The following is a 26,213-nucleotide window of genomic DNA, read 5'->3' on the forward strand; positions in this document are numbered from 1 at the left end:
ATCCCTGACCGGCAGGGCCTCTCACAGGCGACACTACCGCGCTGTTCCGGCCGGGGTGCCGCCGTTTAGACTGGAGCACTGTGAATGGAACCGCAGATGGAACCCCGGCCTCCCGTCCGGCTCCCGGCGACGGTGACCGTTCTGGCCTGGCGAGGGCGCTGTTTCCCACCGGCGACGAGCCGGATCCGCGGTTCACCCTGGCCAATGAGCGGACCTTCCTGGCGTGGATGCGCACGGCCCTGGCGTTCATCGCCGGCGGTGTGGCACTGGAGGCCCTGCCGATGGACACCGTCCCGGTCGAGCTGCGCAATGCCGGGGCACTGGTGGCCCTCTGCCTGGGCATCCTGCTGGCCGCCGGTGCCGCCTTCCGGTGGCTGCGGGTCGAGCGTGCCATGCGCGAGCAACGTCCGCTCCCGGCCCCGGCGATCGTCCCGGTGCTGTCGGTCGGGGCCCTTCTTGTCGCGGTGGTGCTCCTGGTGCTGGTGCTGCTGTGACAGCGGGGTCGGTGCCGGGGCCGGTGTCGGGGTCACCGCCGGGCGCGGACCGGATCCCGCTGGCTGACCCGGGGCTGCAGCCGGAGCGGACGAGCATGGCCTGGGCCCGTACCTCCCTGGCGTATCTCGTGGCGGCCGCGATGACGCTCCGGTGGGTTCCGCACCACGGTGCGGCGGTCGGCATCGTCACCGCCGGACTGACACTGGTGGCCCTGGGGATCTACGCCGGCCAACGGCGCCGGTACCGTGACGCGGCCGTCGGTGTCGCCACTGACCGGTTGCAGGCGTCCGCCGGTGCGGTCATCGCGCTGACCCTGTGCACGGTGGCTCTGGGTGTGGTCAGCGTGCTGCTGGTCGCCGCCGGGGGCGCCTGAGGGGCCGGCGCCCCGCACTCCACCGCCGCGGTGCCCGTGCCCCGAGGTCTGGGACAACCACGTCAGGGCGGTGACGGGCCGGTATTCCGCCCTCACGTGGTCGTGTCAGGGCAGCGTCGTCCACGGGGTCGGCGGTGAGGCTGCAGGCGGCCTCGACCGGGGCAGGTTGAGCGCCGTGCCATGTAACATGGGCAGATGATGAAAAGGCTCATTGCCAGCGCATTCTGGTCCATCAGTCGATGGCGCCTGGCCTCCGAGCCTGCACCGCGGCGTCCCACGATCCTCATCGGTGCCCCGCACACCTCCAACTGGGACTTCATCCTGATGCTCGGCATCGCGTGGAAGTTGGGCATCAGGATCCGGTGGCTCGGTAAGTCCAGTCTCTTCGACGGATGGCGCGGTCCCGTGATGCGTGGCCTCGGGGGGATCGCCGTCGACCGGGAGTCGCCGGGCGAGGTGGTGAGCGATCTCGTGCGACACGTCAGTGAGGACAAGGTGACCGCGATCGTCATCACGCCGGACGGGACCCGCGGCCCGCACACGCACTGGAAGTCCGGTTTCTACCGGCTCGCCGAGCAGACAGGGTTGCCGGTCACGTTGGGCTACGTGGACCGTCCGACGATGACCACGGGTCTCGGCCCCACCATCGACATCACCGGTGACATCGCCGCCGACATGGACCGCATCCGTGACTTCTACCGGGACAAGTCAGGTCTGCGTCCGGCGGCACGTGTTGAGCCGCGCCTGCGGAATGAACCGGGCCGTGGCTGAGGGGCACGACATGCCGTCCGCACGCCGCACCGTCTTCTACCGCGGCCCCCGTCCCGTGCTGCGGGGGTACCTGCACCTGTTCGCGTTCTGGTTCTTCCTCGGCACGGGAACGAGCCTGACCGTCCTGTCGTTCTCCAACACCGGGTTCTCCGGTCTCGCGGTGTCGACGGCCGTCTACGCCTTGTGCCTGGCCGGGATGCTGGGGGTATCCGCCCTGTACCACCGCGTCCCCTGGAAGAGCGAGGGCTCCGTGCAGTGGTGGCGTCGAGCCGACCATGCCATGATCGCGATTTTCATCGCCGGCACCTACGGGCCGGTCTTCGTCGGTGCCGACGCGCCGGGGAACAGGGCGCCGATCCTCGTCCTGTGCTGGGTGACCGCGCTTCTCGCGGTCGCGGTCAACATCCTGTGGATCAACCACCCGCGGTGGTTGTCCGTGTCGATCTACCTGTGCCTGGGATGGATCGCCCTGCTCGGCATGAAGATCCTGTGGGCCGGGCTGACGGTGCCGGAACTCGTCCTCATCATCACCGGCGGTGCCATCTACAGTCTCGGTGCCCTGGTGTACGCACTGAAGTGGCCGACAATCAGCGAGCACTGGTTCGGCTTCCACGAGGTCTTCCACGCCGGGACCATCATCGCCGCAGGTCTGCACCATATCGCCATCTGGATGATCGTCCTGGGGGCCGGATAACGGCAGTGACGGCAGTAACGGCAGCGACGACAGTAACGGCACAGGAAAACCCCTGCTCCGTCGCAGTCGACGGGGCAGGGGTTTCGAGAAACCTCGTTTAGACGACGGTCACGCCGACCGCGGCCGGGCCCTTGCGGCCGTCCTCGGTCTCGAAGGTGACCTTCTGGTTCTCCTCGAGGCTGCGGAAACCGCCGCCCTGGATCTCCGAGTAGTGGACGAAGACGTCGGCCGAGCCGTCCTCGGGGGAGATGAAACCGAAACCCTTTTCGGCGTTGAACCATTTGACTGTGCCGTTGATCATGCGATCGTCCCTTCTTCAGTGTCAGTGCCCGGATCGTTCCGTTCACTGGGTCGACCGAATGTTCCTTGGGGAATCAGTTCGCGTCCTAAGACAACTTCCGTGAACTTGATTCCTCCCGGAACCCGGAAGGGAAAAACAACTCAGAAACTGTAACCGCCGTTCACACTACACGTGATCCGGGACGAAGCCAATGAAGCCAATGGCGGAACGACGCGGCGCCGCCGACGGTCACGAGCCTGACGGGCGCTCCAGGTCCAGCAACAGCGTCTTCGCCTCCAGCCCGCCGAGGTAGCCGCCCAGGCTGCCGTCGGACCGCAGGACCCGGTGGCAGGGGACCACGACGGGCAGGGGGTTCGTCGCGCAGGCGGTGCCCACCGCCCGTACGGCCTTCGGGTTTCCGACGCCCTCGGCGACCTGCTTGTAGGACTGTGTCTGCCCGTAACCGATGTGGGGGAGGTAACGCTGCACGTCCTGCCGGAAGCCGGAGGACATCGTGAAGTCCAGGGGCAGGTCGAACTCCTGCCGACGCCCCGAGAAGTACTCGTCGAGTTCGGTGGCCACGGCGTCCAGACGGGGTCGGGATTCCAGCACCCGTGGGCTGACCCTGTCGGCCAGCGCCGTCAGCACGGTGTCGAAGTCCTCCCGGCCGAATGCCACACGGACCAGCCCTTTCGGTGTGGCGGCGAGGAGCAGCGGACCGATCGGGGAGTCGACAGTGCGGTACGCGACGTCGAGGATGCCCGAGGCCTCGGCGTCGTCGGCGAGACGGGACCGCAGGCGCGCCAGGTCGGAGGCTGTCACCGGGAAGTCGGTCAGGTCGTTCGTCACGTCGGTCATGGCTGTTCTCCTTCGGTGAGGTACGTCCGTCGTAGCGTCCGGATGCCGTCCGCGCTGGCCCGGCGGACCGCAGCGGCAGTGCCGCCGATCAGGGCGGCGGTCTCGGCATGGGGCAGCCCGCCGAGGTAGTGGTAGGCCACGGCGAGGCGTTGGCGCTCGGGCAGTGCCGCCACCGCCTCCCAGACGGCCGTGTCGTCGGCACCGGGGTTGCCGAGCCGAGAGGCCTGCTCGGGGAGCTCACCGGTGGGGACGGCCTGGCGTCCGCGCCGGCGGGTGACGTCGACGGCCTTGCGGTGGGCGACGCGCACCAGCCAGGCCTCCACGTTCGTCCCGTCCTCCAGGTCCGGCCACGCGCGCAGCAGGGCGAGGAAGGCCTCGGACCAGGCGTCGTCGGCGTCGTGTCCGGGCCCCAGGACGGCACGGCAGACCCGCAGCACGGTGGCTCCGTGCCGCGTGACGGCCTGCTCGAACGGTGTTGTCATTGTCATCACACGGTAGTCGCACCGGACGGGCCGGATGTGAGGTCCGGGCGCCCCCGCGAACTCATCCACCGCCGTTTCGCAGGTGCTCCCATCCTGAAAGCCGGTCACGGATCGTCTTCTCGTGCCCGTTCCCCGTCGGCTCGTAGAGCGTCTGCCGGTCCAGGCCGTCCGGGAAGTAGTCGGCGCCGGAGAATCCGTCCTCGGTGTCGGGATCGTAGCGGTAGCCGTCGCCGTAGCCGAGGTCCTTCATCAGACGGGTCGGGGCGTTGAGGATGTGCGCCGGTGGCATCAGGGAGCCGGTACGTCCCGCCAGCCGGGTCGCGGCGGTGAATCCGCGGTAGACCGCGACCGATTTCGGCGCCGTCGCCAGGTACGCCACCGCCTGTGCGATGGCGAGTTCTCCCTCGGGGGAACCGAGCCTCTCGTAGACGTCCCAGGCGGCCAGGGCCTGGTGGACGGCCTCCGGGTCGGCGGTACCGACGTCCTCGGTGGCGAACCTGACCAGGCGCCGGGCGACGAACAATGGGTCCTCGCCACCGTCGAGCATGCGCGCCAGCCAGTACAGGGCGGCGTCCGGGTCGGAGCCACGCATGGACTTGTGCAGCGCGGAGATCAGGTTGTAGTGGGCCTCCTGCGACTTGTCGTAGACCGGTGCACGCTGCTGCACGAGCCGCATCAGACCGTCCACGTCCAGGGTGTCGGGGACGGCCTGGACCTGCTCGATGAGGTTCAGCAGGTAGCGGCCGTCGCCGTCGGCCAGTGCCAGCAGAGCCTGGCGGGCCTGGTCGTCCAGCGGCAGGGGCCGTCCGGACACCTCCTCTGCGGTGCCCGCCAGCGTGGCCAACGCCGTGGCGTCCAACCGGTGGAGGACGTACACCTGGCACCGTGAGAGCAACGCCGCATTGAGTTCGAAGCTGGGGTTCTCCGTGGTCGCGCCCACGAGGACGATCGTGCCGTCCTCCACGTAGGGGAGGAACGAGTCCTGCTGGGCGCGGTTGAAACGGTGGATCTCGTCGACGAACAGCAGTGTGCCCTGCCCGATCTCCCTGCGCTTCTGTGCGGACTGGAAGGCCTTGCGCAGTTCGGAGACACCCGAGAACGTCGCCGAGAGTGCAACGAAGTGGAGGCCCGTCGCGTCGGCGAGCAGTCGGGCGATCGTGGTCTTGCCGCACCCGGGTGGCCCCCACAGCACCATCGACACCAGGCGGTGCGCCGAAACCATCCGTCCGACGGGCCCCTCGGGGCCCAGGAGATGGTCCTGTCCCACGACCTCCGGCAACGACCGTGGACGCAACCTGTCGGCCAGGGGCCGTGCGCTGTCGTCCGGTTCAAACAGGGAGGGCGGATCGTGGGATGTCATGGGGAAAGGGATTCAGGGGACTCAGGGGACTCAGGGGACTCAGGGTACGAGGACGATACGTCCGCTGACCTTGCCGTCCCGCAGGTCGTCGAAGGCCCGCACGGCGTCGTCGAGGGGGTACGTCGTGGTCTCCACGTGCAGCCTGCCCTGCTGGACGAGTGCGACGGCCTGGCGCATGTCGGCGCGGGTGCCGCCGTAGGAGCGCTCGATGTTCACGCCCCACGGCAGGGCGGAGCTGTCGGCGTCGTAGGTGAACTTCCCGCCGCCGAGACCGACGAACCGGATCGCCCCACCGACGCCGATGACGGACAGCGCGAGGTCGACGGTGGGCTGCACACCCACGAAGTCGAGGACGACGTCCGCGCCGCGTCCGTCGGTCTCCTCCATGATGCGGGAGGCGGCGTCGGCGTCGCTCACCAACGCGACATCCGCACCGTGGGACGCGGCGTAGTCGACCTTGTCCTTGTCGGTGTCCAGCGCGATGATGCGCGCCCCGGTGGTGGCGGACAGGATCTGCAGGCCGATGTGGCCGAGACCGCCGATGCCGATGGTCACCACGGTCGCTCCACCGACGAGACGGTCACGGACACTGTTGACCGCGTGCATCGGTGTCAGTGCGGCGTCCGCCAACGGTGCGGATGTGGTGGGATCCAGGTCACCGAGCGGGTCGAGGTGGTGTGTCTTCACCGCGAGGTACTCGGCCATGCCGCCCGGGGAGCCGATGCCGGGGGACAGCGGTGCCGCCGAGCCGCGCGGGCTGGCGACCTCACACTCGTTGTCACGGCCGGCCAGGCACTTGTCGCACTCCCCGCAGCTGAGGACGAGCGCCACCAGGGCGCTGTCGCCGACGTTCCACCCGGTCACCGCGTCGCCGGTCTTCTCCACCACACCGGCGACCTCGTGGCCCAGCGTGGACCCGACCAGGGGGCTGTCGTCGCCCCCGCCGATGATGTGCAGGTCCGAGTGACACAGGCCGGCACCGGAGACCTTCAGCAGGACCTCGTCGGCCTCGATCTCCGGAACGGGCTTCTCCTGCACCTCGACGGTGTTGTTCCGGACGTAGGACACTGCTCGCATTGCTGCTCCTTCTTCGAGAACTGAACGCGGGGTTGTCGCCCCGTTCACCTCCCCACGCTACGCCTGGTGCCGGACGTGGTTCAGAACAGCCGGGAGGCGGTGACGTCCGCCGGTTCCTCCAGTTCCAGCAGCCGACGTTTGCGCTCGATCCCGCCCGCGAAGCCGGTCAGGGAACCGTCGGCACCGACCACCCGGTGGCACGGGACGATGATGCTGACCGGGTTGTGGCCCACGGCCTGGCCGACGCGCTGGGCCAGGTGCGGGTTCCCGAGTCGGGCGGCGAGCGCCCCGTAGGTGGTGGTCTCGCCGTACGGGATCTGCCGGAGCATCGCCCACACCCTCTCGGAGAAGTCGTCGCCGTGGGTGGTGACCGCGACGTCGAAGGACGTCCGGCGTCCGGAGAAGTACTCGGCGAGCTGGGCGGCGGCGGTGTCCAGGAGGGCGTCCTGCGGCGCCTCGACGGCCTCACCGAACATCGCCTCGTCGGGCAGGTAGGTGTGCCCGGGGAAGTACAGGCCGGACACCCCGTCGTCCTCGGCGACCACCGTGAGTTCGCCCAACGGTGTCTCCACCTGTGTGTGTCGTGTCGTCATGCCAACCACCACCTTGTCCGGTCATCCTGTCGATGTACCGGGTAGACGCCCCAGTGTGCCGGAACGTGAGGTCCGGTGTGGGGGAGACACCGTCCCGGTAGTATCGCGCTTCCTGTCCCCCTCACCGAAAGCTCTCCACATGTCCCCACGGCACCCTGCCCTCGGCCCGTACTACGACCGACGCGAGATGTACCTCGGCATCGTCCTCGCCGGACTCGCCGGAGCGATGGGAGCGGCCGCCTGGCTGCACACCTCCGGCTGGTACGTGACCTTCATGACCGGCAACACCGAGCGCATGATCCTCGAGCATTTCAAGGGCAACCACATTCTCGGACTCGGTGCCCTGGCCACCGTGGCCGCGTTCGTGGTGGGCGTCATGGCCGCCACGCTGGCGCGTATCCACTGGTGGAAGAAGTCCCGGCACGGAGCCACACTGGTCACGATGGCCGCCGCCTACGTCGCCTGGCTGGTCGACGTGCTAACCAACGACTCCGACGCCCCGCTCGGCGTCGTCCCGATCCTGTCGCTCGCCTTCGGGCTCGGGGCGCTGAACACCTCGATCAGCCGTCAGAACCAGGTCGCCATGCCGTTGTCCTATGTCACCGGCACCCTGGTGAAGATGGGGCAGGGGTTCGCCCTGCACCTGTCCGGGGTGCGGCGGTGGGTGTGGGTCGCGCAGGTCGTGACCTACGCCGGCTTCCTCGCCGGGATCGTGCTCGGCGGCACCGTCTTCCACTCCATCGGCACGCACAACTCCCTGGCCGCCCTGGCCCTGATGTCCACCGTGATCGCCGTGATCACCTGGAAACTCGACCATCCCCGCTTCGCCGACAAGGACGCGGGTGAATAGAACGTCCTGCCTGGCCGGTCTGTGTCTTCAGTCACGAAGCGGTCTCCACCGGCTGCGCCCGGCGCCGGAGCGTGTTATCACAGAGCCCTGACGTTCCCGCCCGTTCCCGCTTCACCTCACCCCTGATCCAGGAAAGGACCTCTCGTCCATGGAATACACCGAACTCTCGGCCTACCGGCTGCACGCCGGCCACGTCACGACCTGGACCCCCACCGCCACCGACCGCTGGGCCGTCGACCCGCGCCCGTTGTCCTGCAACCACGAAGCCCACGTCCGGGAATCGCTGACCTCCCCGTCGACAGGTGAGCAGACCGCACAGGCCGGTGCACCGCGCGGCGACAACTGGATCGGCACGGCCTTCCGCATCCACCACCCCTTCGACGCCGAGGCGTTCAGCGCGACCCTGCGACTGTGGATGGTGCGGCACGAGGCCTACCGCACGACCGCGGTCGCCGGCGCCGCCGGGGACACCGGCGTGGAGGGTGCCGCACTGCACCGTCAGACGCTCCCGGCCGACGCCGTCGACGTCACCGCACAGACGGTCGGCCATCTGCCGGACGCCGCCGGCGTCCACGAGTTCCTGGAGCGGCACTTCGCCACCGGGGTCTCCGCACTGAGCTGGCCGCACCTCACCGTCGCCACCGTCGGCCCGGACGAGGAGGCGGCGGCAGACCCCGCCGTCGCCCTCGGCAGCCGGGACGGTGCGTGGTTCACCGTCGTCTTCGCCGCCGACCACGCGGTGATGGACGCCTACACGCAGATCGTCTCCATCGCCGAACTGCGGGAGATCTACGCCGCACAGGTGGCCGGACGGAACCCGGAGCTGCCGTTGGCCGGGTCCCACGTGGACTACAGCCGGGTGGAGCGCGACCTCGCCGACAGCCTGACCGTGGACCACCCCGTGGTCCAGCGGTGGCGCGACTTCCTGGTCGGGGCCGGCGCCGGTGCCGCCGAGACCGCCTCCGCCACCCCGCGTCTGCCCCTGGCCGGTGCCCACGCCGACGAGGAGCGGGACGTGCGGCAGGTCAGTACGTCGATGTGGCTGCTCGGCGAGGTGGACGCCACCGTCTTCGGCCAGCTCAGCAAGCGCTACGGCGGCAGTCAGGTCACCGGCCTGCTGGCGGCGCTCAAGGTCGCCGCCGCTCGCGCCGACCGTGACGGCCTGTGCGGGGACACCTTCCGCTACGTCATGCCGATGCACACCCGGACCTCCGCGGAGTTCGCGTTGTCCGCCGGCTGGTTCGTCGGGCTGATGCCGGTGGAGGACCCCATGCCGCGCGGCGGGGCGTTCTCGGAGGCGGTGTCCGCGACGACGGCGGCGGTGAAGGAGAACCGTGACCTCGTCGCCTACCCGTACCCGAAGGTCGCGGAGCTGCTCGGTGTCGCTGAGCCGCCGCGGTTCGTGGTGTCCTACGTCGACACCCGGTTCATCCCCGGCGCCGATGACTGGACTCCGCACGACCGGACGCTGCGCGGGGTCGCCTACAGCTCCACCGACGTCTACATCTGGATCGTCCGGACCACGGGTGGGGTGAACATCTCGATGCGCTACCCCGACGCCCCCTGCACCCGCAGTTCGGTGCGGGCCCTGGTCGCCGAGTACTTCGCCGTCCTGCACAGTGTGGTGGACACCGGTGACGCATCGTCGGCACCCTTCGGTACACCGGTGGGCGCGACCTCGACCGTGCACGAGGCCTGAGCCGGTGACTGACCGGTGACCGAGCTGCGTTCCGGGCAACGGCTCACGTCCGACGACCACCTGTTCGTCGTCATGGAACAGGTGACGGGTATCCCGGTCGTCCCCCAGGTGATCTGGCGGACGGCAGGAGGACAGGAGGCGCTCGACCACGTCGCCGAGGTGGGACGGCGCCTCACCGGCGGACGACTGTCGCGCCTGGTCCGGCGCACACGCGGACCCGTCCGCGACCGGTGGACGTACACCCCGCGTGCCGGCCGGATCCGGATCGACCGTGAGCCGGTGGCCCCGGAGGAGGTCACGGACTGGCTCCACGACCGGCTCGAGGCCGACATCGACAGTGTGCGGGGACCGGCCTGGGAGCTCAGCGCCGTGCCCACCACCGACGGCCACGTCACCGTCTCCCTGGTGCGCAGCCACGTCGTCGCCGACGGTGCCGCGATGATCCGGGCTGTCACCGAGGCTGTCACCGGGCAGGTGAGGACACCACGCCGCCGGGAACGCCCCGGCGACAGCATGCGGGACGCGCTGTCCCTGATCACCGCGTCCGGACGGGCGGCACTGTCGCTGCTGAGGTCCACGGCCGGCGGGACGCCCGTCCCGGACGGTGACAGACCTGCGTCCGACGGCCCGGCGGTGGTGCCCACGGTGGCGGTGCGGATCGACGCCGCACGCTTCGATGCCGTGGCGTCCTCCCGCGGTGGTACGGCCAACACGCTGTTCCAGGCCGTCACGCTGGGGGTTCTCGTCGGCTCGGGTCGAGTCCGCGAGGGGGACACCGTGCCTCTCGCCGTACCGATGTCGGTCCGGGACGACGACGGTGAAGGTGATCTGGACCTGCGTGCCAACGCCACCACCGGTGCCACGGTCCGTGTCCGCCTCGACCCGGGACGCTACAACGACCTCGGGGAACTGAGGGCTGCAGCGAAAGCGGCGTACCGGGAGGTCGCCACCCGTACGGGCCCGGACACGGTCGCCGCGATGGCGCAGATCGCCCAGGTGCTGCCCGACGTCGTGGTCCGTCGCGTCGCCGCCGGGTCCACCACACCGTTGTGCCTGGCCTCGAACTTGGGGGAACCGTCGGGCGCCTTCACCGCGCTCGGGCTGGACGGCAGGCCGGATCACGGGACGGAGCATGGGACGGGGCAGACTGGCTGTGATGTCGCCCTGCGGTCGGTGATCCGCGCCGGGTCCGCCCGCGACCTCGCGGCCAGGAAGGGAGGGGTCAGTGCGTGGGCGGTGCGGACGGGCGAATCGCTGTCGTTGTCCTTCACCTCGCTCGACCCCGCCCACGTGCGCGATGCGACGCACCTGCTGGGGCTGGTCAGGGATGAGCTGGAACGGTGGGGGCTGGAGTGGGGGCGCGACGTCACGCGGTGGCTGTAGGCCCCGATCCGGGGAAAAGGACCGCCGGAAAAGTCTGTTGCCGTGTCGGTTCTGGGGACTCGCAGGGACACGGGAACAGACTTTTCCGCCTTGTCTGCCTCATGTGCTCAGTAACAGTCCGGCGCTCCGGGTGCGCAGGTTACGCTACGCACATGCATCCCCAACGGAACCACGTCATCTGGCTCAACGGCGCCTTCGGTACGGGGAAGACGACCGCCGCGAGGCTGCTGGCCGAACAGACCCCGGGCGCGGTCATCGTCGACCCCGAGGAGGTCGGTGCCCTGCTGCGCCCGGTCCTTCAGCCGGTGGCCCCGGTGCGTGACTTCCAGGAGTGGCCCGCGTGGCGACACCTCGTCGCCGCCACACTCAACGCTGTGCTCCGGGAACTGCCGGACGACGGCCCGTCCCTCGTCATCGTCCCCCAGACCATTACCGTCGAGGAGTACTGGTCAGAGATCATGACTGGCCTTGACCCGACGGTGCACCTCACACCCGTGGCGTTGCACATCGATCCGGGGGAGCACCGCCGTCGCGTCGTCGACGACACCGAGGAACCCGACGCGCACCGGTGGCGGCTGAGCAGATTCCCTGACTTCCGCGAGGCAGAGTGGATCCGGAGTGAATTCACCGGTGTCGATGTCTCCGGGCTCAGCCGGGACGAGACTGTTGCGGCGGTCCGTGTTGCGTCCCAGGTTGCGTCAGAGCCCCGGTCGACCAGGCCGGTGAACCACCCCTGACCCGCCGTGGCAGAGGCAATGGCCCGGTGGCAGAAGCACCGGTCGGTGTCGGGGGTCCAGAACGACCGTCGCCTCTGCCGCCGGGCCGTCAGGTCTGCCACCCGTCGTCGGACACGGATGCCGGCGGTCCCCGGTCTATTTCTGGTCACGGTGCAACGCCGCCTCCAGACGGTCCAGCACCCCACCGATGACCTGGCAGGACACCGGCGTGTCCGGGTACTTCGCGCGGACGGCCAGGCCGTCGCGGGTACGGGAGAACCACAGCTGGGCGGTGTCGGTGGGCGACGTCGACGAGATGTACCGTGCCTGCGGCAACGGGTCGCCACGGTGACGGAAGTCCATGTAGGAGACCATCGGCACTACACCGTCCGGCAGTACCGGTCGGCATTCCCGGATCATCGTCTCCAGCGGGAGGCCGGCCACGGTCACCGCGTCGCGCAACCAGCCCGCCGTCGTCTCGACGTCGCCGGCCCGGGCGACGACGGGAGCGTTGCTGACCATCCAGCCGACGACGTTGTGGCGCGGATCGTCCCGCCGCCCGCGGGTGTGCACCGGGATGACCGTGGCGAACTCCGGGGAGCCGGTCACCGGCTCCACCGCCTCCGCCAGCGCGGTGAGGATCGTGGCGAAGGTCCTGCGGTCCAGGTCGCCCGTGATCGCCGGAGCGCGGGTGAGGGGCCGGACGTCGTGCACCGGCTCGGTCATCCCCGTGCTGAGCTGCACCGGGAAGGCGGGGACGTGGCCGTCGGTGAGGGTGAAGAACCTCCGCCAGACATCCAGCGCGGGATCCAGCCAGACATCCAGCGCGACATCCAGCGCGGTATCACTGCCGGGGACGACGGCGGGTACAGGTGACGTGGTGTCGGGCTCGGCCACCGAACGGCCGTGAAGCGCATCCCACAGCCGCCGCAGCACCAGGTCGATGCTGAGCATGTCGCCGTGCACGTGGTCCACCGCGAACAGCAGGGCCGTCCCGGCCCGGGCAGCGTAGACACCCGGCACCGCGCCGGGCAGACAGGCCGTCGCGATCCGTGCCGCCAACTCCACCGGAGGGGCAGGACGGACCGGACCGACCACGACCGTCAGCGCGTCCGGCGGGAACGGGACGTGGGCATCGCCCGAGGCGACGCGGCGCAGGGAGGGTGCACCGGCGACGACGCTGCGCACCGCATCGGCCAGTTCGGTGTCCGACCATGCGGGGGCACCGTCGGGCCCGCCGATGTCGACCGTCCCGCCGATCCAGGTCGACCGGCCCGACGCGGCGACGGCGGCGAGATGGTTGCGCTGGTTGAAGCCCAGCGGTGGGCCGTCGTCCTGCGGGACCCCGTGCCAGTGCGGCTCCAGCTCCACGAACGGCCCGGCCAGGTGGACATGGTCGAGGTAGGTGACGTCCACGGCGGTCAGTCGGTGCCGGGATCGGCGACGGTTCCGGCGAGGATGTCGTGGACCGTGGCGATGTAGGTCGCCACCGACTCCCGCGCCGTCGGGTTGTCCGGGGCCTGCGACCCGATGCCGAGTCCGTCGGCGTTGCGGTGGACCCACAGGTTGGCGTTGGCGGTCCTGCCGAAACCGGTGAACAGGCGGATGTCGGCGCCCTCCGGCTCCTCGAACCAGCCGAGGTCGAGGTAGGTCACCATCTGCGGGCTGCCCATCACCGACGGGTCCACCTGACCGCTGAGGATCAGGTGTCCCAGTGAGGCGTGCACCGGCTCGTCCAGCGCCGCCTTCAGTCGCGCCTGGGCGCTCACGACCTCGGGCAGGACTTCCTGCACCGTGGTGCCGGTGACGGGGAAGTACAGCGGGGTGAAGTTGCAGAACCACCCCTGGGAGAGGGCGTACCGTCGGCCACGGGTGGCGGCGACCACCACGGTGGCGTAGTGGTCCTCGCCGGTGAGCCGCGCGTGCGCCAGACCGAGGGCGGCGTACACCACGGTGCTGAAACTCACGCCGTGGTCGCGGGCGAGGGTGCGCAACCGGTCGGTGAGGTCCCGGTCAGCCAGCTCGCCGTTGATGCCGACGACCGGCTGCGGTTCGCCGTCGACGATGCCGGTGGGCAGCGGGAAACCGGGCACCCGCCCGCCGGTGACCTCGAACAGGCCGCGCCAGGCCTGCACGCCGGGGGAGTCGTCCCCCACGGTCGCCGCCCGGGTGTACTCCTCGCGGACGTAGTCGAGGAAGCTCGGGTGCGCCGCGGCGGTCAGCGCCTGTGCGGCGTCCCCCGTGGCGCCGGTGTAGCGGGCGACGAGTTCCAGCAGCCCGGTCATCTGGGAGATCCCGTCGCCGGAGGCGTGGTCCAGGGCGAGCAGCAGGTCGAAGGACCGGCCGTCCTCCCGTGCCACCGTGACGACCGCGAGAGCGGGCACGTGGTCGAAGACGGCGGTGGTGGCGAGCAGGTCGGTGATCGTCGTGGGGGACGACCCGGTGACCGGCGTCGGCACGAGGTCGACGGCACCCGCCGGCAGTGTCCGACGGCGGATCGAACCGTCCGGTGCATCGCCGTCCACCGACAGCGTGGACCGCAGACCCTCGTGCGCGGCGACGACGTCGTTGACCGCGCGGGTCAGGCGTTCCTTGTCGGGGACGCCGGGCAGTGTCGCCACCGAACAGGTGTAGGCGTGGTGGCGACGCCCCTGTGCCCGTCCCGCCAGCACGCCGCGGACATGGTCGGTCTGCAGGAAGGACGCCGGGGTGGGGTCGTCCGTGCGGTCTGCTACGGCGTCGGCGGCGGTCATGGCGTCGGACGGCAGCCAGGTGGTCACGGTGCCTTCAGGCGACCAGTCGCGCCCGTCGATGATTCTCATTCGTGGATCCGCTCGTGAGGGGTGGAACAGGACATGTCAGGCCCTGACTATAGGTCGGCGCGGTGGCCGCCGCATCACAGGATCAGCTTGAACCCCTGGTGGCTGGCGGTGTAGCCCAGCCGCCCGTTGAAGCGGTGGGCGTCGGTGCGCGTGACGTCCGAGGTCAGCTGGGCCAGGGTCGCGCCACGGGTGCGGCCGTAGTCGTGCGCCCAGTCGAACAGTGCTGACCCGAGCCCGGTGCCACGGGTGCCGGCGGCGACGCGGACGGCCTCGATCTGCAGCCGCTTCGCCCCACCCCTCGACATCCCCGGCACGATGGTGAGCTGCATCGTGGCGACCGCAGGGCCGCCGTCCCGGTCGTCCCGGCCCTCACGCACGATCAGCAGGAAGTGGGCCGGATCTGCGTCGATCTCCGTGAGCGCCACCATGTACGGGTCGAGTGAGGACGACTCGCGGGTCTGACCGAGGACATCATCGGTGAGCAGCGCGACGATGTCGGCGGGCCGGCGAGGGGTGCGCCGGAAGCGGGTGTGGATGTGGCATGATTTTCCTTGCTGACGGGGCATGTGTACGCTGCTTACATAAAGACAGGAGGACGTTAGCGATGTCAACTTCCGGGTCGGCGGCAGCGCAGAGCTACCACCACGGCAATCTCCGGCAGGCCTTGATAGACGCCGCCGTCGAGATGCTCGAGCAGGGGGAGAACTTCTCACTGCGGGCCGTCGCGCGGTGGGCGGGTGTGTCTCAGACCGCTCCCTACCGGCACTTCTCCGACCGGGCCAGTCTGGAGTCGGCGGTCGCCGCCCAGGGGTTCCTGGCGCTCGGTGAGCATCTCTTCGCCGGCCGTGGAGCGCCGACCACGCCCGAGGAACTCCCGGAGTTCGCCGTCGCCTACGTCCGGTTCGCGGTGGAGCGTCCCCGCATGTTCCGGCTGATGTTCGGTACGGAGTGTGACGATCAGGACGATGACCGGGTGCGGGCGGCCGGGCTGCTGCGGTACGCACTGTCGGAGAACCTCCGGACCGTGTACCCCGGGGCCGCGGTCGAGGACCTGGCCACCGGCCTGTGGAGCACCGCCCACGGCCTCGCCTCGCTCCACCTGGACGGCAAGCTGTCGCAGGAGCCGGCGGAGGAGATGTACGAGCGGGTCCGGGGGGCGTTCCGCGCGGTTCTGGGTCTCGTCGGGTAGGGGTCCTCGCGGTTCCGGTATCCCGCGGCGGAATTGTTCTAGCTCCGGGCACGTTTTTCGGGGGCTGGCGTGCACGACGCTAGAACTTTTCTGCGGCCGCGAGGTGTTGACAGCGCTCACATCTGGTTTTACCCTGGACCGTGCCCCGGCCTCGCGTGCCGGGACGCCACTGACCACCGTGCCGCGGCAGAGTCTCCTGCCCCACGTGCGACCACGAGAGGTACATCTCCATGATCAACGTCCTGATGGCAGTCACCGCGGCACGGCACTGGACCCTGACCGACGGAACCGAACATCCCACCGGCTTCTGGGCCGAGGAATTCCTCGTCCCCTACGAGATCTTCACCGGCGCCGGATTCGACGTCACCGTCGCCACCCCGGGCGCGGCCACACCGGTCGTGGACGAGCTCAGCCTGGGGCTCACCGGCGGCGTCCTTCCCCACACGGTCAAGAAGTTCCGGGCGAAGCTCGGGGAGCTCGCCCCGGTCCTGGAGAACACCGCCGACCTGCACGCGATCACCGCGGACGAGCTCGACGGCTACGACCTGGTGTTCTACCCCGGTGGGCACGGTCCCATGGAGGATCTGGCGTTCGACAAGATCTCGGGCAAACTCCTCACCGACCGCCTCGCGTCCGGCAAACCCCTGGCGTTGCTCTGCCACGCCCCCGCGGCGCTGCTCGCCACCGTCGACGAGGAGGGAAGGACCCCCTTCGCCGGACGCCACGTCACCGGGCTCTCCAACCGTGAGGAGCTCATCAACTCCTTCGCGAAGAAGGCCCCCTGGCTGCTGGAGGACAAGCTCACGGAGATCGGCACCGACTACGACAAGGCGCTGATCCCGTTCCGTCCCCACGTGGTCCAGGACGGCAACCTCTTCACCGGCCAGAACCCGCAGTCCTCCAAGAAGCTCGCAGAAACGCTCGTCTCCACCCTCAGCTAGAGAACCTCTGGAAAGGACGACCCATGAACGCGAACCCGGAGAACATCTCCCTCGAACCCGTCACCCAGGCCGTCGCGCACCTGCGGGACGTCCTGGAGATCGAGGAGTAGGTGGGCGGGCGGGGGGTGCCCCACCACCCCGGTCCTGTCGTCTGAGCCACCGCTCAGGTCAGATTTTCGCTGTTGCGTGACCTGTACGGTGGCTCAGACGACAGGTGGGTCCGCCGTTACCGTCCCTACTGCGTGATCCGTCCCGCGATCGCCAGGGTGATCCTGCGGGGGGGCGAGCCGTGCCGCGGCAGCGACGAGTGCGTTCTTCCGTCCCGACACCACGCTCGGCCGCGGCCTGCGCCGGTCGAGCTCCCGGAGTGTGAGGGAGACGACCTGTTCGGGCGTCTGGACCATGCCGGCGGCGGAGGCGCTGTTCTCGAGCCCGCCGCCACCGCCGAGGACCTCGAAGAACTCGGTCTTCGTGGCGCCGGGGCTCAGCGCCAGGACGCGCAGCGGCGTCGTCCGTGTCTCGTAGGCGATCGCCTCGGTGAGGGAGAGGACGTAGGCCTTCGTCGCACCGTAGGCGGCCATGCCGGGTGTCGGCTGGTAGGCCGCGGTACTGGCGACGTTGACCAGAATGCCGTGGGGGGATGCGGTGAGCTGCGGAAGCAGCAGGCGCGTCAGGTCGGTGAGCAGACCGACGTTGAGGTCGATCATCTGCCGCAGGCGTCGCGGATCCTCCTCGACGAACTGGCCGCCCATGCCGAAACCGGCGTTGTTGATCAGCGAGTCGACGTGCAGGTCGCGGCGGTCGAGCTCGTCGACGAGGGACGCCGCGGCGTCCGGTGCCGACAGGTCCGCGGCGATCACGGAGACCGTGGTGCCGTGCCGTGCCGAGAGCCGGGCGGCCAGGTCGTTCAGGCGGCCCTCGCGTCGGGCGACGAGGACGAGGTCGACGCCACGGGCGGCGAACTGTGTGGCGAACTCGGCGCCCAGCCCGGAGCTTGCGCCGGTGATCAGGATGGTGTGTGCCACGGTCACTTCACCCCCGGGAGGTTCTTGAGCAGGCGTAGACCAGCGGTCATGATCCGCGCGTAGATTCCGGCGTTCACCCAGTCCGGTGCACCGACCGGGAGCAGCCGCTCCACGGCGATGCTCTGGGGTTCGGTGTACTTCATGATGCCGTGTTCGCCGTGGCGGCGTCCCACCCCGGAGGCCTTCATCCCGCCCATCGGCGCGTCGACGGATCCCCAGGCGGGGGCGTAGGCATCGTTGACGTTCACGGTGCCGGCCTCGAGTCGCTCGGCGACGCGCAGTCCGTGCTTCCGGTCGCGTGACCAGACGCTGAAGTTCAGCCCGTACTCGGAGTCGTTGGCCAGTCGGATCGCCTCCTCCTCGTCGCGGACACGGTACAGGGAGACGACGGGGCCGAAGGTCTCCTCGGCGAAGACGGTCATGTCCTCGGTGACGTCGGTGAGGATCGTCGGCTCGTAGAACAGCGGGCCGAGGTCCGGGCGGGCCCGTCCTCCGGCGAGGACGGTGGCACCTTTGTCCCGGGCGTCCTGCACGTGCCCGCTGACCGTCGCGAGTTGTTTCTCGGACACCAGGGAGCCCATGTTCGCGGAGTAGTCCAGGTTCGGCGACAGCGTCATCTTCCGGGTGGCGGCGACGAACCGGGTGGTGAACTCGTCCCAGAGCGCGTCGGGCACGAAGATGCGCTCGATGGAGATGCACAACTGGCCGGTGTTGGAGAAGGCCGCACGTACGGCGCCGCTGACGGCCTGGCGGAGGTCGGCGTCGTCCAGCAGGAGCATGGCGTTCTTGCCGCCGAGCTCCATGGAGTAGGCGATGAGGTGCTCCGCGGCCTGGGCGGCGACCGTGCGCCCCACGGCGGTGGAACCGGTGAACATGAGGAAGTCGGAGTTGGCGATGATCGACTCGCCGAGCTCCGAGCCCCGGCCGGTGACGACCTGCACCAGCCCCTCCGGCAGCCCGGCCTCCTCGAGGAGCTGGACAGCCCACAGGGCGGCGAAGGGGGTCTGCTGGTCGGGCTTGGCCAGGACGGCGTTGCCGGCGACGAGGGCCGGCAGCGCGTCGCTGATGCCCAGGGTGAGCGGGTAGTTCCACGGGGAGATCACCCCGACCAGCCCCTTGGGGTGGTGCACCTCGACGACCTTGGTCAGTGCGAGCTGTGCTCCCTGACGCTTCCGCGGCTTGAGGTAGCCGGCCGCGGTGTGGGCGTAGTAGCGGGAGGTCATGGCGACGTCCATGATCTCCTCGAAGGCGTGGCGCCGGGCCTTGCCGTTCTCCTGCTGGATCAGGTCGAGCGCCTCGTCCTGGCGCTCCAGGACCAGGTCGTGGAAGCGCATCAGGACGGCCGCCCGCTCCGTGACCGGACGGGCCGCCCACGCGGCCTGACGTTCGCGGGCACGCGCCGCGGCGGCGGCGACGTCCTCCGGGGTGGACGCGGGGACGGTGCCCATGGGCTCACCGGTCATCGCGTTGGTCACCTCGATGACACGGTCCGGGTCGGCGACCTGCACGCGGCGGGTCAGCTGCTCGAGGAATTCCGGGGACGACGGGCCGGCTCCTGGGCGGGTGGTCTGTGCGGTTGTCATGGTGGTGTTCCTTTCTCAGCGTGCGGCGACGGAGATCGGCGTCGGCATGTGCAGGGCGAGCTGGGACTCGGTGGCGACCTCGAACTGGACGGGGCGGAGGAACCCGAGCGAACGGACGTCGTCTGACACGCGCCCGGCACCGAGCGTGAGGTCGATGCCGCGGGGCAGTGTCGTCACCCCGCCGGACAGCATGTTGGTCTGGGTGAGGGTGGAGTGCCAGTTGCCGTCGATCCGTGTGTAGGACGTCAGGGACCCGACGTGCTCCCCGGAGCGGTACCGCCGCTGCCGGGGAGTGGGGGCGTTCAGGGACAGGTCGTTGCCGCCGTTGTCGTTGAGGACCTGTGCGGCGACGCGGTTCTCGTCGATGTCCACGTCGATGTCGGTGACCCACTTGGGGAACCCGTAGCCGTCGTGGCCGCGGACCTGGGCGATGTCGGTGGTGACCGGCAGGGACAGGACGTGGGCGTGCAGGTGGTTGTTGCCCAGTCCGGTGGCGAGGTCGGCGACGCCGACCTTGCCGTGGCGGGCGGGGCGCACGGCGACTCCGACGGCCGTCTCGCAGTAGAAGTCGATGTCGGCGACGTCGTAGCGGAAGAACATCACGAACCCGAGGGCCAGGCCGGGGGCGACCTCGAGTGGGTCGAGTTCGGCGGGGAGTCTCCTGCGGGCGGCGCTGGTCTTTCCCAGGAAACCGATCCGGGCCGTGGAGATCCGGTAGTAGAAGTTCGGTGTCCAGGTCTCGCCGATGGGGGAGTCCACCCTGGTCTTGGTGAGGTCCCGGAAGAAGTCGACGCTGCTGACCCGGGGGTCCTTGGCGATCTCGTCGAGGTCGGGGTTCATCCGGTAGCGGTCGTACAGGCCGCCGGCGGGGACCCGGACGGTGCGCTCGCCGAGGGTGACGGAAACCGTGTCTGCGTTGGTCGCGGTGGTCGCGGTGGTGTTCGGCTGGGAGGCCATGGGGATGACCTTTCACTAGTTGACGGTGCTTACATCTGTGTACGGTAGTGCCCCGCGTGAGCAGTGTCAACATATGTCAGTCCAGCGAGAAGCGCCGGACGGTGAGGTCGACCCAGCGGTCCAGCAGTTCGACGCCGTGGTCGCTGACGTCCGTGCCGAGGTCGGCCGCAGACTAGGCGTCGCCGCCGGAGACGTCCTTCCAGTCGCCGAGCAGTTCACGGGTGGTGTCCGCCAGGGCCGCCTGCAGCAGCGGGCCGAAGGAGATCCGGCCGACTCCGGCACGGGCGGCGTCGGCAAGGTTCATCGACCCAGGAATTGCCCCGGAGCGCGGGTGCGCGGTGACGTTCACGGGCGTCGACACCTCGTCGAGGATGCGCTGCAGTACCTCGGTGGAGGGGATCAGCACGGGGTACAGGGAGTCCGCCCCCGCCTCCTCGAGCAGGCGAAGCCGCGTGAGGGCGTCCTCAAGTTTCGCCTCCTCCTCGCCGTCCTTGGTGAAGGCGTCGGTCCGTCCGTTGATGACCAGGTGCACCTCCTGTGCCTCGGCGGAGGCGCGGACGGCGGCGATGTAGGCGGCGTGTTCCTCGGGGCTGCGGTAACGGTCCTCGGTGTGGACGGTGTCCTCGATGTTCACGCCGACGGCGCCGGCCTCCAGGACGTGCTGGACGAGTTCGGCGGGCGGGAGTCCGAGGCCGGACTCGACGTCCACCGACACCGGGACGCTGACCGCGGAGGTGATGCGTGCGACGACCTGGAAGTACAGCTCGACCGGGGTGTTCTCCCCGTCCGGGTAGCCGAGCGAGTCGGCGACGGGGTGCGAGCCGACGGTGAGCCCGTCGAAGCCGGCGTCCTCGGCGAGCCGGGCGCTCCACGCGTCCCACACGGTGGGCAGGACGAGGGGCGCGCTGCGGTGGTGGAGGTCCAGGAGTAGTTGGGCCTTCTGGCTGAGTTCTGCGGTGGTGTGCGACATGACGCCACGGTACGCGCGATGACGGGGTGCGGTGGTGAGGTCGGTACGGTTTCCGAGTCTGGATGCGCCGAGTCGGCCAACTCGGCGCATCCAGACTCGGAAACCGTCCGCGCTGCGACGTTCACCCGCTGTCCGGCGGGGTCAACTGCCCGATCCGGGCACGGAACACGTGGGTCGCTCTGGTTGCCGGGGCCTGCAGCGTCGTCACGACGTCGGCGCGGGCGGCATCGGTTCGCGCGGCCTGCGTCTCCTCCCACTCCCTCTTCGTCCGTTCCGAACGGCGGTGGTTCCGGATCGCGACGATACCGATACCGACGCCGATGAGGACGGGCACCCACACCTTGGAGTACTCGGCCAGGAATCCCACCCACCACGGCGCGTCCCAGTTCGGCAGGGTGAGGTCGGGCCAGGGGATCGACGGGAGACTGATGGACGGGAGGGTGATGTCCGGCCACGGAATCGACGGGAGGTTGATCTCCCAGTCCGGAAGATACTCCGACAGCCACTGCCATAGCCGACGCAGCAGCCCCACGACCAGCGGTCCGAGGATGATGATGCCCAGTGCCCAGCCGCCCTTGCCTATACCTCCGAGAAGTGGGTAGAGCCAGCGCTTGAACGCGGAGCGCTCCATCGCCTCCTGTCGCTTCGCGGCGCGTGAGCCCGCAGGGGCGTCGAGCAGGACGACGCTGTCCCGGACGCGGACGGTGACGGTGCGGATCCAGGAGTCGGCCCAGTTGGATTCGATCTCCAGGAAAGGCTTGAGGACGGCCTCCTGGTGGCCGAACTCACCGGCGTCGGGCCGCTTCCCCGGGTCGTCGAGCGTCTTCTCCGAGAGGTCGATCTTGGTGTTGCTCAGCGACTTCTTCCGTGCGACGACGGTGCCCTCGACGCGGACGAGGAGACGGGGCGAGGCTGAGCTCTGCTTACCCTGCCTGTCCTTTCGGTCTCGGGGGAAGTCCGGGTCCAGCGCCCGCAACTCGTCCCCGGTGCCGGTGGACACCTCGATGCGGCCGAGGGACGGGTGTGTGATGGTCCAGGTCTCTGCGGTCATCGGCCGCTGACTGTGCCGCGGACGGTTACGCCCCTCCGGGGTCAAAGCAACCCCGCGTTTCTCCTGTCCTCTTCGAACTTGGCGTTCGACGGGAGCCAGGTCACTGTAGCGATCGCGTCCTCGCAGATGAACATGGAGACATGGTGGTCATCGAGTTCGAGGGAGTCGACCTCGAGTGTCGCCGAGTATCCCGCACGGTGAAGATCCTCGTGCACCTTTTCCGGGGGCTGGCAGAGATCGACGCCGCAGAAAGTGTCGCCCGGGAGAATCGAGGTCAGCTCTACATCGGGGACGTCATTCCCGTAGTACGCGTAACTGATGCTCCGTAAGGTGTCCCCGACCTGTACTTCTTCGGTGGTGCTCGTGGGCCGTATCGGCAGGTTGCACTCGAGGGTGAAGTCCATGGTCCGGACCTTACGGCATCGCGACAGCGGACTCGAGGAAGCCGTCGCGGCCCCAGTAGTTGGGGTCCCACCAGGTGATGGAGTCCCCGGGATCCACAACCACGAAATGGTCGGGGAGCGCGACGCCGTTGTATTGCGAGACAGCCTTTATTCCCCTGGCCTCCAGACCCGTCATGAGGAGGTCGGTCGTCAGACTGTCGATGTCGAGGCCGAGGAAAGTCCATCCGCTTGCGTCAGGACCGTCCAACCGCACGGTGACGCACCGTCCGTCGCGGATCATGGCGGTGATCCTCTCCGGCTCTTGGTCCAGGTCGCCGTTGCCATCGGCCCCGACCACGTCGATGAACGCCTCAAAATCGGAACCGAAACTCTTCTCGTTGATGTTGATGAAGTGGTCGACGCAGCGGGCAGCATTCTCATCGATGGTTCCGCCGAGGACGAAGGGAAGGGTGAATTCTGTGCTGAGGTCCACGGTGTTTACCCCTCCGAGTTGTGTGGCGCTGGCCAGGCCCAGCAGATTGAGGCGATCTCGTCCTCGAAGATGTACATCGAGATCGGGTGATCGTTGAGGGACAGGCCCGACAACTCGAGGGTGGAGGCGTAGCCGGCCCGGTGCAGGTCCTTCTGGACTTTAATTGGGGTCGAAGACAGGTCCACACCGCACAGGCTGTCGCCCGGCAGAAGCACGTGGAGCTCGACCTCGAGCTCGCCAGTTCGGTAGTGCTGATAACTGATCTGCCGCAATGTTTCCCCGACCTGCACCTCTTCGGTGGTGCTGGTGGGCCGGATCGGTAGGTTGCACTCGAGGGTGAAGTCCATGGTCCGGACCTTACGGCATGGTCACGGCTTGGTGCCGTGGTGTCGGTGACGAATTGCCACCCCGTCCGATTGTCAGCTGAGGTGGCACTCGTTGCTCCCGTCGCGCAGCGTACTCAGGTCCCCGCACCCCGCGTGCGCCGCCGGACGCCTCGCGCGCGCCTACCGGAAGTTCCCGGCGTGCAGTGCGTCGGCCAGCGGGGCCAGCTCCGGGACGGTGGACGCCTCGTCCAACGCGTCCTCGAGCGTGCGGTCGTGGGTGGGGCGGGCCGCGTTCAGCAGGTCCCGGCCCTCGTCGGTGAGTTCGGTGTAGATGCCGCGGCGGTCGTCGTCGCAGAGGATGCGGCGCAAAAGGCCACGGTTCTCCAGGCGGCTGACCAGGCGCGTCGTCGCGCTGGGGGAGAGGGCGGCGGCGCGGGCGAGCTGGGCCATGCGCATGTGCCAGCCGTCCTGCCGGTCGAGGGAGTCCATCACGGCGAACTCGACGACGGACAGGTCGTGACTCTCCTTCAGCGCCCGTTCCAGGGCGGTGTCGATGGCGCCGTGCAGTGCGGCGAGGGTGCGCCAGCCGCGGGTGCGGACCTCGACCGCGTCGTCCGAAATGCTCATGGGCACCACTATAGCCGACTTGCGCGCATATCCCGCGTGTGCAACTATCTTCAACGTTGCACGTGCAACTACTGCACATGCAACTGATGCATACGCAAGGAAAGGACCTCACCCACCATGCCCGCTGCCCTCTACGCGCTGGCCCTCGGAGGATTCGGCATCGGCCTCACCGAATTCGTGATCATGGGCCTGTTGCCCGAGGTCGCCGCCGACTTCGGCGTCACCGACACCACCGCCGGCTACCTGATCTCCGGCTACGCACTCTCCGTCGCCGTCGGCGGCATCATCCTTACCGTCGCCCTGCGCGGCCTCGAGCGGCGCAAGGCGCTGCTGGGTCTGCTGGTGCTCTTCATCGTTGGCAACATGATGTCCGCCCTCGCCCCCACCTACGAACTCATGCTGGCCGGACGCATTGTCGCCGCACTGTGCCACGGTGCCTTCTTCGGCATCGGCGCGGTCGTCGCCGCGGACCTGGTTGACCCCGCCCGACGCGCCGGGGCGATCTCGGTCATGTTCGCCGGGCTGACCATCGCCAACGTCGCCGGTGTGCCGTTGGGTACCTTCATCGGCCAGGCCTTCGGCTGGCGCGCGACGTTCTGGGCGATCACCGCCATCGGCCTCGTCGCCTTCGTCGCGATCACCGCGCTCGTGCCGTCCACACCCGCGTCCGCGGGGTCCGTCCGCCAGGAGTTCGCGCTGTTCCGTTCCCGCCAGGTCTGGTTGTCCATGGCCGTTACTGTGCTCGGCTACGGCGGCATGTTCGGCGCCTTCACCTACATCGCCTTCACACTGACCGAGGTCTCCGGCTTCGCGTCCTCCACGGTCCCGTGGCTGCTGGTCATCTTCGGTGTCGGCCTGTTCATCGGCAACCTCGCCGGAGGACGCGCCGCCGACCGCAACCTGGGCGCCACGCTGGTCGTCCTGCTCAGCGTGCTGACGGTCATCCTCGTCGCCTTCGCGCTGACCGCGACGAACCAGGTCGCCACCGTCGTCGCCCTGGGCCTGATGGGTGGGGTCGGCTTCGCCACCGTGCCCGGCCTGCAGATGCGCATCATGAACTACGCGTCGGACGCCCCGACGTTGGCGTCCGGGGCGAACATCGCCGCCTTCAACGTCGGCAACGCCGTCGGTGCGTGGCTCTCCGGGATCGCGCTCGCCGCGGGCCTCGGTTACACCTCCCCGCTCTGGGTCGGTGCGGTCGTCACCGTCCTCGGCCTCGCCCTGCTCCTCGTGGCGACACGGATCCGGGGCGGCGAGTTCGCCCGACGTGCCGCCGTCACCGACGTCCCGTCCGTCCCCGAATACGTCTGACCAGCTCTGACCAGCTCTGACCAGCTCCGAGAAAGAAGAAGAAACCATGATCCCCACCGTCACCCTCAACGACGACACCTCCATGCCCCAGCTCGGCTTCGGCGTCTTCCAGGTTCCCGACGACGATGCCCACCGCGCCGTCGCCACCGCCCTGGAGGCCGGCTACCGCAGCATCGACACCGCCGCGATCTACGGTAACGAGGCCGGTGTCGGCCGCGCCGTCGCCGAATCGGGCATCGAGCGCGACGACCTGTTCATCACCACCAAGCTCTGGGTGGACGGTCTGTCGCGGGACGGGGCCCGTCCCGGCCTGGAGGCCAGCCTCGACAGGCTCGGTCTCGACTCCGTCGACCTCTACCTCATCCACTGGCCCGCCCCCACCACCGACAACTACCTCGTCGCCTGGGAGGGGATGGAGGAGGTCCGTGACCTCGGCCTGGCCCGGTCGATCGGCGTCTCCAACTTCCTGCCGGAGCACCTCCAGCGCATCGTCGACCTCGGCGGTACCGTCCCGGCGGTCAACCAGGTCGAACTCCATCCGTCACTGCAGAACCGCGAGACCGTCGCCGCGAACACCCGGCACGGTGTCGCCACCGAGGCGTGGAGTCCGCTCGGGCAGGGTGCCGCGCTGACCGATCCCGTGGTCGCGGACATCGCCGCAGCGCACGGCGCGACCCCGGCGCAGGCCGTCCTCGCCTGGCACCTGCAGCAGGGCAGGATCGTGATCCCGAAGTCGGTCACCCCGGCACGGATCGCGGAGAACCTCGGCGCCACCGGACTTGAACTGCGGGAACAGGACCTCGCGGCCCTGGACGCGCTGGACCGGGGAGTCCGTACCGGCCCGGACCCGGAAAACTTCAACGGATAACAGGTATCATTCCCGAGATATAACTATGGTGTAGCC

The 26,213-nt window shown here is 69.1% G+C and carries 30 protein-coding genes; 12 read left to right on the forward strand and 18 right to left on the reverse strand.

The window, feature by feature from the left end; translation table 11 throughout:
- The first annotated feature begins 80 nt into the window (after window positions 1-80).
- From PQI66_RS12205 to trhA, 4 genes are all read left to right on the forward strand, one after another.
- Complete coding sequence (locus tag PQI66_RS12205; RefSeq protein WP_339998650.1) at window positions 81-494, forward strand: YidH family protein; 414 nt, start codon at window positions 81-83, stop codon at window positions 492-494.
- Window positions 491-868 (forward strand): DUF202 domain-containing protein, encoded by a 378-nt coding sequence (locus tag PQI66_RS12210; RefSeq protein ID WP_339998651.1) that lies wholly within the window; start codon window positions 491-493, stop codon window positions 866-868. The genes PQI66_RS12205 and PQI66_RS12210 overlap by 4 nt, the downstream gene beginning before the upstream one ends.
- A 195-nt stretch (window positions 869-1,063) precedes the next feature.
- The gene (locus PQI66_RS12215; protein ID WP_339998653.1) at window positions 1,064-1,639 is read left to right on the forward strand and encodes a 1-acyl-sn-glycerol-3-phosphate acyltransferase; all 576 of its coding nucleotides are present in this window, start codon (window positions 1,064-1,066) and stop codon (window positions 1,637-1,639) included.
- On the forward strand, window positions 1,632-2,333 hold the full coding sequence (gene trhA / locus PQI66_RS12220) for a PAQR family membrane homeostasis protein TrhA (RefSeq protein ID WP_339998654.1): 702 nt from the start codon (window positions 1,632-1,634) through the stop codon (window positions 2,331-2,333). The genes PQI66_RS12215 and trhA overlap by 8 nt, the downstream gene beginning before the upstream one ends.
- A 97-nt stretch (window positions 2,334-2,430) precedes the next feature.
- On the opposite strand, the gene PQI66_RS12225 is transcribed toward trhA, so the two are convergent.
- From PQI66_RS12225 to PQI66_RS12250, 6 genes are all read right to left on the reverse strand, one after another.
- Entirely contained in the window at window positions 2,431-2,634 is a 204-nt protein-coding gene (locus tag PQI66_RS12225; RefSeq protein WP_244803188.1) for a cold-shock protein, read from the reverse strand.
- A 228-nt stretch (window positions 2,635-2,862) separates the two neighbouring features.
- On the reverse strand, window positions 2,863-3,471 hold the full coding sequence (locus PQI66_RS12230) for a methylated-DNA--[protein]-cysteine S-methyltransferase (RefSeq protein WP_339998657.1): 609 nt from the start codon (window positions 3,469-3,471) through the stop codon (window positions 2,863-2,865).
- The gene (locus PQI66_RS12235) at window positions 3,468-3,953 is read right to left on the reverse strand and encodes an RNA polymerase sigma factor (protein WP_339998659.1); all 486 of its coding nucleotides are present in this window, start codon (window positions 3,951-3,953) and stop codon (window positions 3,468-3,470) included. Before PQI66_RS12235 ends, PQI66_RS12230 begins: the two co-directional genes overlap by 4 nt.
- Window positions 3,954-4,014: 61 nt before the next feature.
- Window positions 4,015-5,313 (reverse strand): replication-associated recombination protein A, encoded by a 1,299-nt coding sequence (locus PQI66_RS12240; protein WP_339998660.1) that lies wholly within the window; start codon window positions 5,311-5,313, stop codon window positions 4,015-4,017.
- Window positions 5,314-5,352: 39 nt separating this feature from the next.
- Window positions 5,353-6,390, reverse strand: a complete 1,038-nt coding sequence (locus PQI66_RS12245) for an alcohol dehydrogenase catalytic domain-containing protein (protein WP_339998662.1) — start codon at window positions 6,388-6,390, stop codon at window positions 5,353-5,355.
- Between the two features lie 80 nt (window positions 6,391-6,470).
- A complete protein-coding gene (locus PQI66_RS12250; protein ID WP_339998664.1) occupies window positions 6,471-6,983 on the reverse strand; it encodes a methylated-DNA--[protein]-cysteine S-methyltransferase in 513 nt (170 codons plus the stop codon).
- Window positions 6,984-7,122: 139 nt separating this feature from the next.
- Here PQI66_RS12250 and PQI66_RS12255 point away from each other — a divergent pair, with 139 nt between their 5' ends.
- The 4 genes from PQI66_RS12255 to PQI66_RS12270 all read left to right on the forward strand — a co-directional run bounded on the left by PQI66_RS12255 (window position 7,123) and on the right by PQI66_RS12270 (window position 11,652).
- Window positions 7,123-7,833 carry a YoaK family protein gene (locus tag PQI66_RS12255; protein WP_339998665.1) on the forward strand — a complete coding sequence of 237 codons (711 nt, stop codon included), beginning with the start codon at window positions 7,123-7,125 and terminating at the stop codon, window positions 7,831-7,833.
- Between the two features lie 148 nt (window positions 7,834-7,981).
- Window positions 7,982-9,532, forward strand: coding sequence for a hypothetical protein (locus PQI66_RS12260; protein ID WP_339998666.1), 1,551 nt, complete (start codon window positions 7,982-7,984; stop codon window positions 9,530-9,532).
- 15 nt (window positions 9,533-9,547) lie between these two features.
- Window positions 9,548-10,915: a hypothetical protein gene (locus PQI66_RS12265; protein ID WP_339998667.1), complete on the forward strand. Its 1,368-nt coding sequence runs from the start codon at window positions 9,548-9,550 to the stop codon at window positions 10,913-10,915.
- A gap of 152 nt (window positions 10,916-11,067) precedes the next feature.
- On the forward strand, window positions 11,068-11,652 hold the full coding sequence (locus tag PQI66_RS12270; RefSeq protein ID WP_339998668.1) for an AAA family ATPase: 585 nt from the start codon (window positions 11,068-11,070) through the stop codon (window positions 11,650-11,652).
- 135 nt (window positions 11,653-11,787) lie between these two features.
- Here PQI66_RS12270 and PQI66_RS12275 read toward each other — a convergent pair whose 3' ends face one another.
- From PQI66_RS12275 to PQI66_RS12285, 3 genes are all read right to left on the reverse strand, one after another.
- The gene (locus PQI66_RS12275; protein ID WP_339998669.1) at window positions 11,788-13,047 is read right to left on the reverse strand and encodes a hypothetical protein; all 1,260 of its coding nucleotides are present in this window, start codon (window positions 13,045-13,047) and stop codon (window positions 11,788-11,790) included.
- Between the two features lie 5 nt (window positions 13,048-13,052).
- Window positions 13,053-14,453, reverse strand: coding sequence for a condensation domain-containing protein (locus PQI66_RS12280; protein WP_339998670.1), 1,401 nt, complete (start codon window positions 14,451-14,453; stop codon window positions 13,053-13,055).
- A gap of 74 nt (window positions 14,454-14,527) precedes the next feature.
- Window positions 14,528-15,019: a GNAT family N-acetyltransferase gene (locus PQI66_RS12285; protein WP_339998671.1), complete on the reverse strand. Its 492-nt coding sequence runs from the start codon at window positions 15,017-15,019 to the stop codon at window positions 14,528-14,530.
- Between the two features lie 38 nt (window positions 15,020-15,057).
- Between PQI66_RS12285 and PQI66_RS12290 the strand changes: the two genes are divergently transcribed.
- Complete coding sequence (locus PQI66_RS12290; protein WP_339998672.1) at window positions 15,058-15,642, forward strand: TetR/AcrR family transcriptional regulator; 585 nt, start codon at window positions 15,058-15,060, stop codon at window positions 15,640-15,642.
- 230 nt (window positions 15,643-15,872) lie between these two features.
- Window positions 15,873-16,583: a type 1 glutamine amidotransferase domain-containing protein gene (locus PQI66_RS12295; RefSeq protein ID WP_339998674.1), complete on the forward strand. Its 711-nt coding sequence runs from the start codon at window positions 15,873-15,875 to the stop codon at window positions 16,581-16,583.
- A gap of 203 nt (window positions 16,584-16,786) precedes the next feature.
- Here the strand turns inward: PQI66_RS12295 and PQI66_RS12300 are convergent, their stop codons facing one another.
- From PQI66_RS12300 to PQI66_RS12340, 9 genes are all read right to left on the reverse strand, one after another.
- A complete protein-coding gene (locus PQI66_RS12300) occupies window positions 16,787-17,608 on the reverse strand; it encodes an SDR family NAD(P)-dependent oxidoreductase (RefSeq protein WP_339998675.1) in 822 nt (273 codons plus the stop codon).
- 2 nt (window positions 17,609-17,610) lie between these two features.
- A complete protein-coding gene (locus PQI66_RS12305) occupies window positions 17,611-19,191 on the reverse strand; it encodes a succinic semialdehyde dehydrogenase (RefSeq protein WP_339998677.1) in 1,581 nt (526 codons plus the stop codon).
- A gap of 15 nt (window positions 19,192-19,206) precedes the next feature.
- Window positions 19,207-20,148, reverse strand: a complete 942-nt coding sequence (locus PQI66_RS12310; RefSeq protein ID WP_339998679.1) for an acetoacetate decarboxylase family protein — start codon at window positions 20,146-20,148, stop codon at window positions 19,207-19,209.
- Window positions 20,149-20,320: 172 nt separating this feature from the next.
- Entirely contained in the window at window positions 20,321-21,118 is a 798-nt protein-coding gene (locus PQI66_RS12315; RefSeq protein WP_339998680.1) for an isocitrate lyase/PEP mutase family protein, read from the reverse strand.
- Between the two features lie 121 nt (window positions 21,119-21,239).
- Window positions 21,240-22,169: a hypothetical protein gene (locus tag PQI66_RS12320; protein ID WP_339998681.1), complete on the reverse strand. Its 930-nt coding sequence runs from the start codon at window positions 22,167-22,169 to the stop codon at window positions 21,240-21,242.
- A gap of 41 nt (window positions 22,170-22,210) precedes the next feature.
- Window positions 22,211-22,573, reverse strand: coding sequence for a hypothetical protein (locus PQI66_RS12325; protein ID WP_339998682.1), 363 nt, complete (start codon window positions 22,571-22,573; stop codon window positions 22,211-22,213).
- Between the two features lie 10 nt (window positions 22,574-22,583).
- Complete coding sequence (locus PQI66_RS12330; RefSeq protein ID WP_339998683.1) at window positions 22,584-23,045, reverse strand: hypothetical protein; 462 nt, start codon at window positions 23,043-23,045, stop codon at window positions 22,584-22,586.
- A 5-nt stretch (window positions 23,046-23,050) separates the two neighbouring features.
- Window positions 23,051-23,392: a hypothetical protein gene (locus PQI66_RS12335; RefSeq protein WP_339998684.1), complete on the reverse strand. Its 342-nt coding sequence runs from the start codon at window positions 23,390-23,392 to the stop codon at window positions 23,051-23,053.
- Window positions 23,393-23,551: 159 nt separating this feature from the next.
- Window positions 23,552-23,998: a MarR family winged helix-turn-helix transcriptional regulator gene (locus tag PQI66_RS12340; RefSeq protein WP_339998685.1), complete on the reverse strand. Its 447-nt coding sequence runs from the start codon at window positions 23,996-23,998 to the stop codon at window positions 23,552-23,554.
- Window positions 23,999-24,115: 117 nt separating this feature from the next.
- On the opposite strand from PQI66_RS12340, the gene PQI66_RS12345 reads away from it, so the two are divergent.
- Window positions 24,116-25,309 carry an MFS transporter gene (locus PQI66_RS12345; protein ID WP_339998686.1) on the forward strand — a complete coding sequence of 398 codons (1,194 nt, stop codon included), beginning with the start codon at window positions 24,116-24,118 and terminating at the stop codon, window positions 25,307-25,309.
- A gap of 46 nt (window positions 25,310-25,355) precedes the next feature.
- Window positions 25,356-26,177 carry an aldo/keto reductase gene (locus PQI66_RS12350; protein ID WP_339998688.1) on the forward strand — a complete coding sequence of 274 codons (822 nt, stop codon included), beginning with the start codon at window positions 25,356-25,358 and terminating at the stop codon, window positions 26,175-26,177.
- The last annotated feature ends 36 nt before the right edge of the window (window positions 26,178-26,213 follow it).

The organism is Corynebacterium sp. USCH3 (assembly GCF_037619475.1).
Classification (GTDB): Bacteria; Actinomycetota; Actinomycetes; order Mycobacteriales; family Mycobacteriaceae; genus Corynebacterium.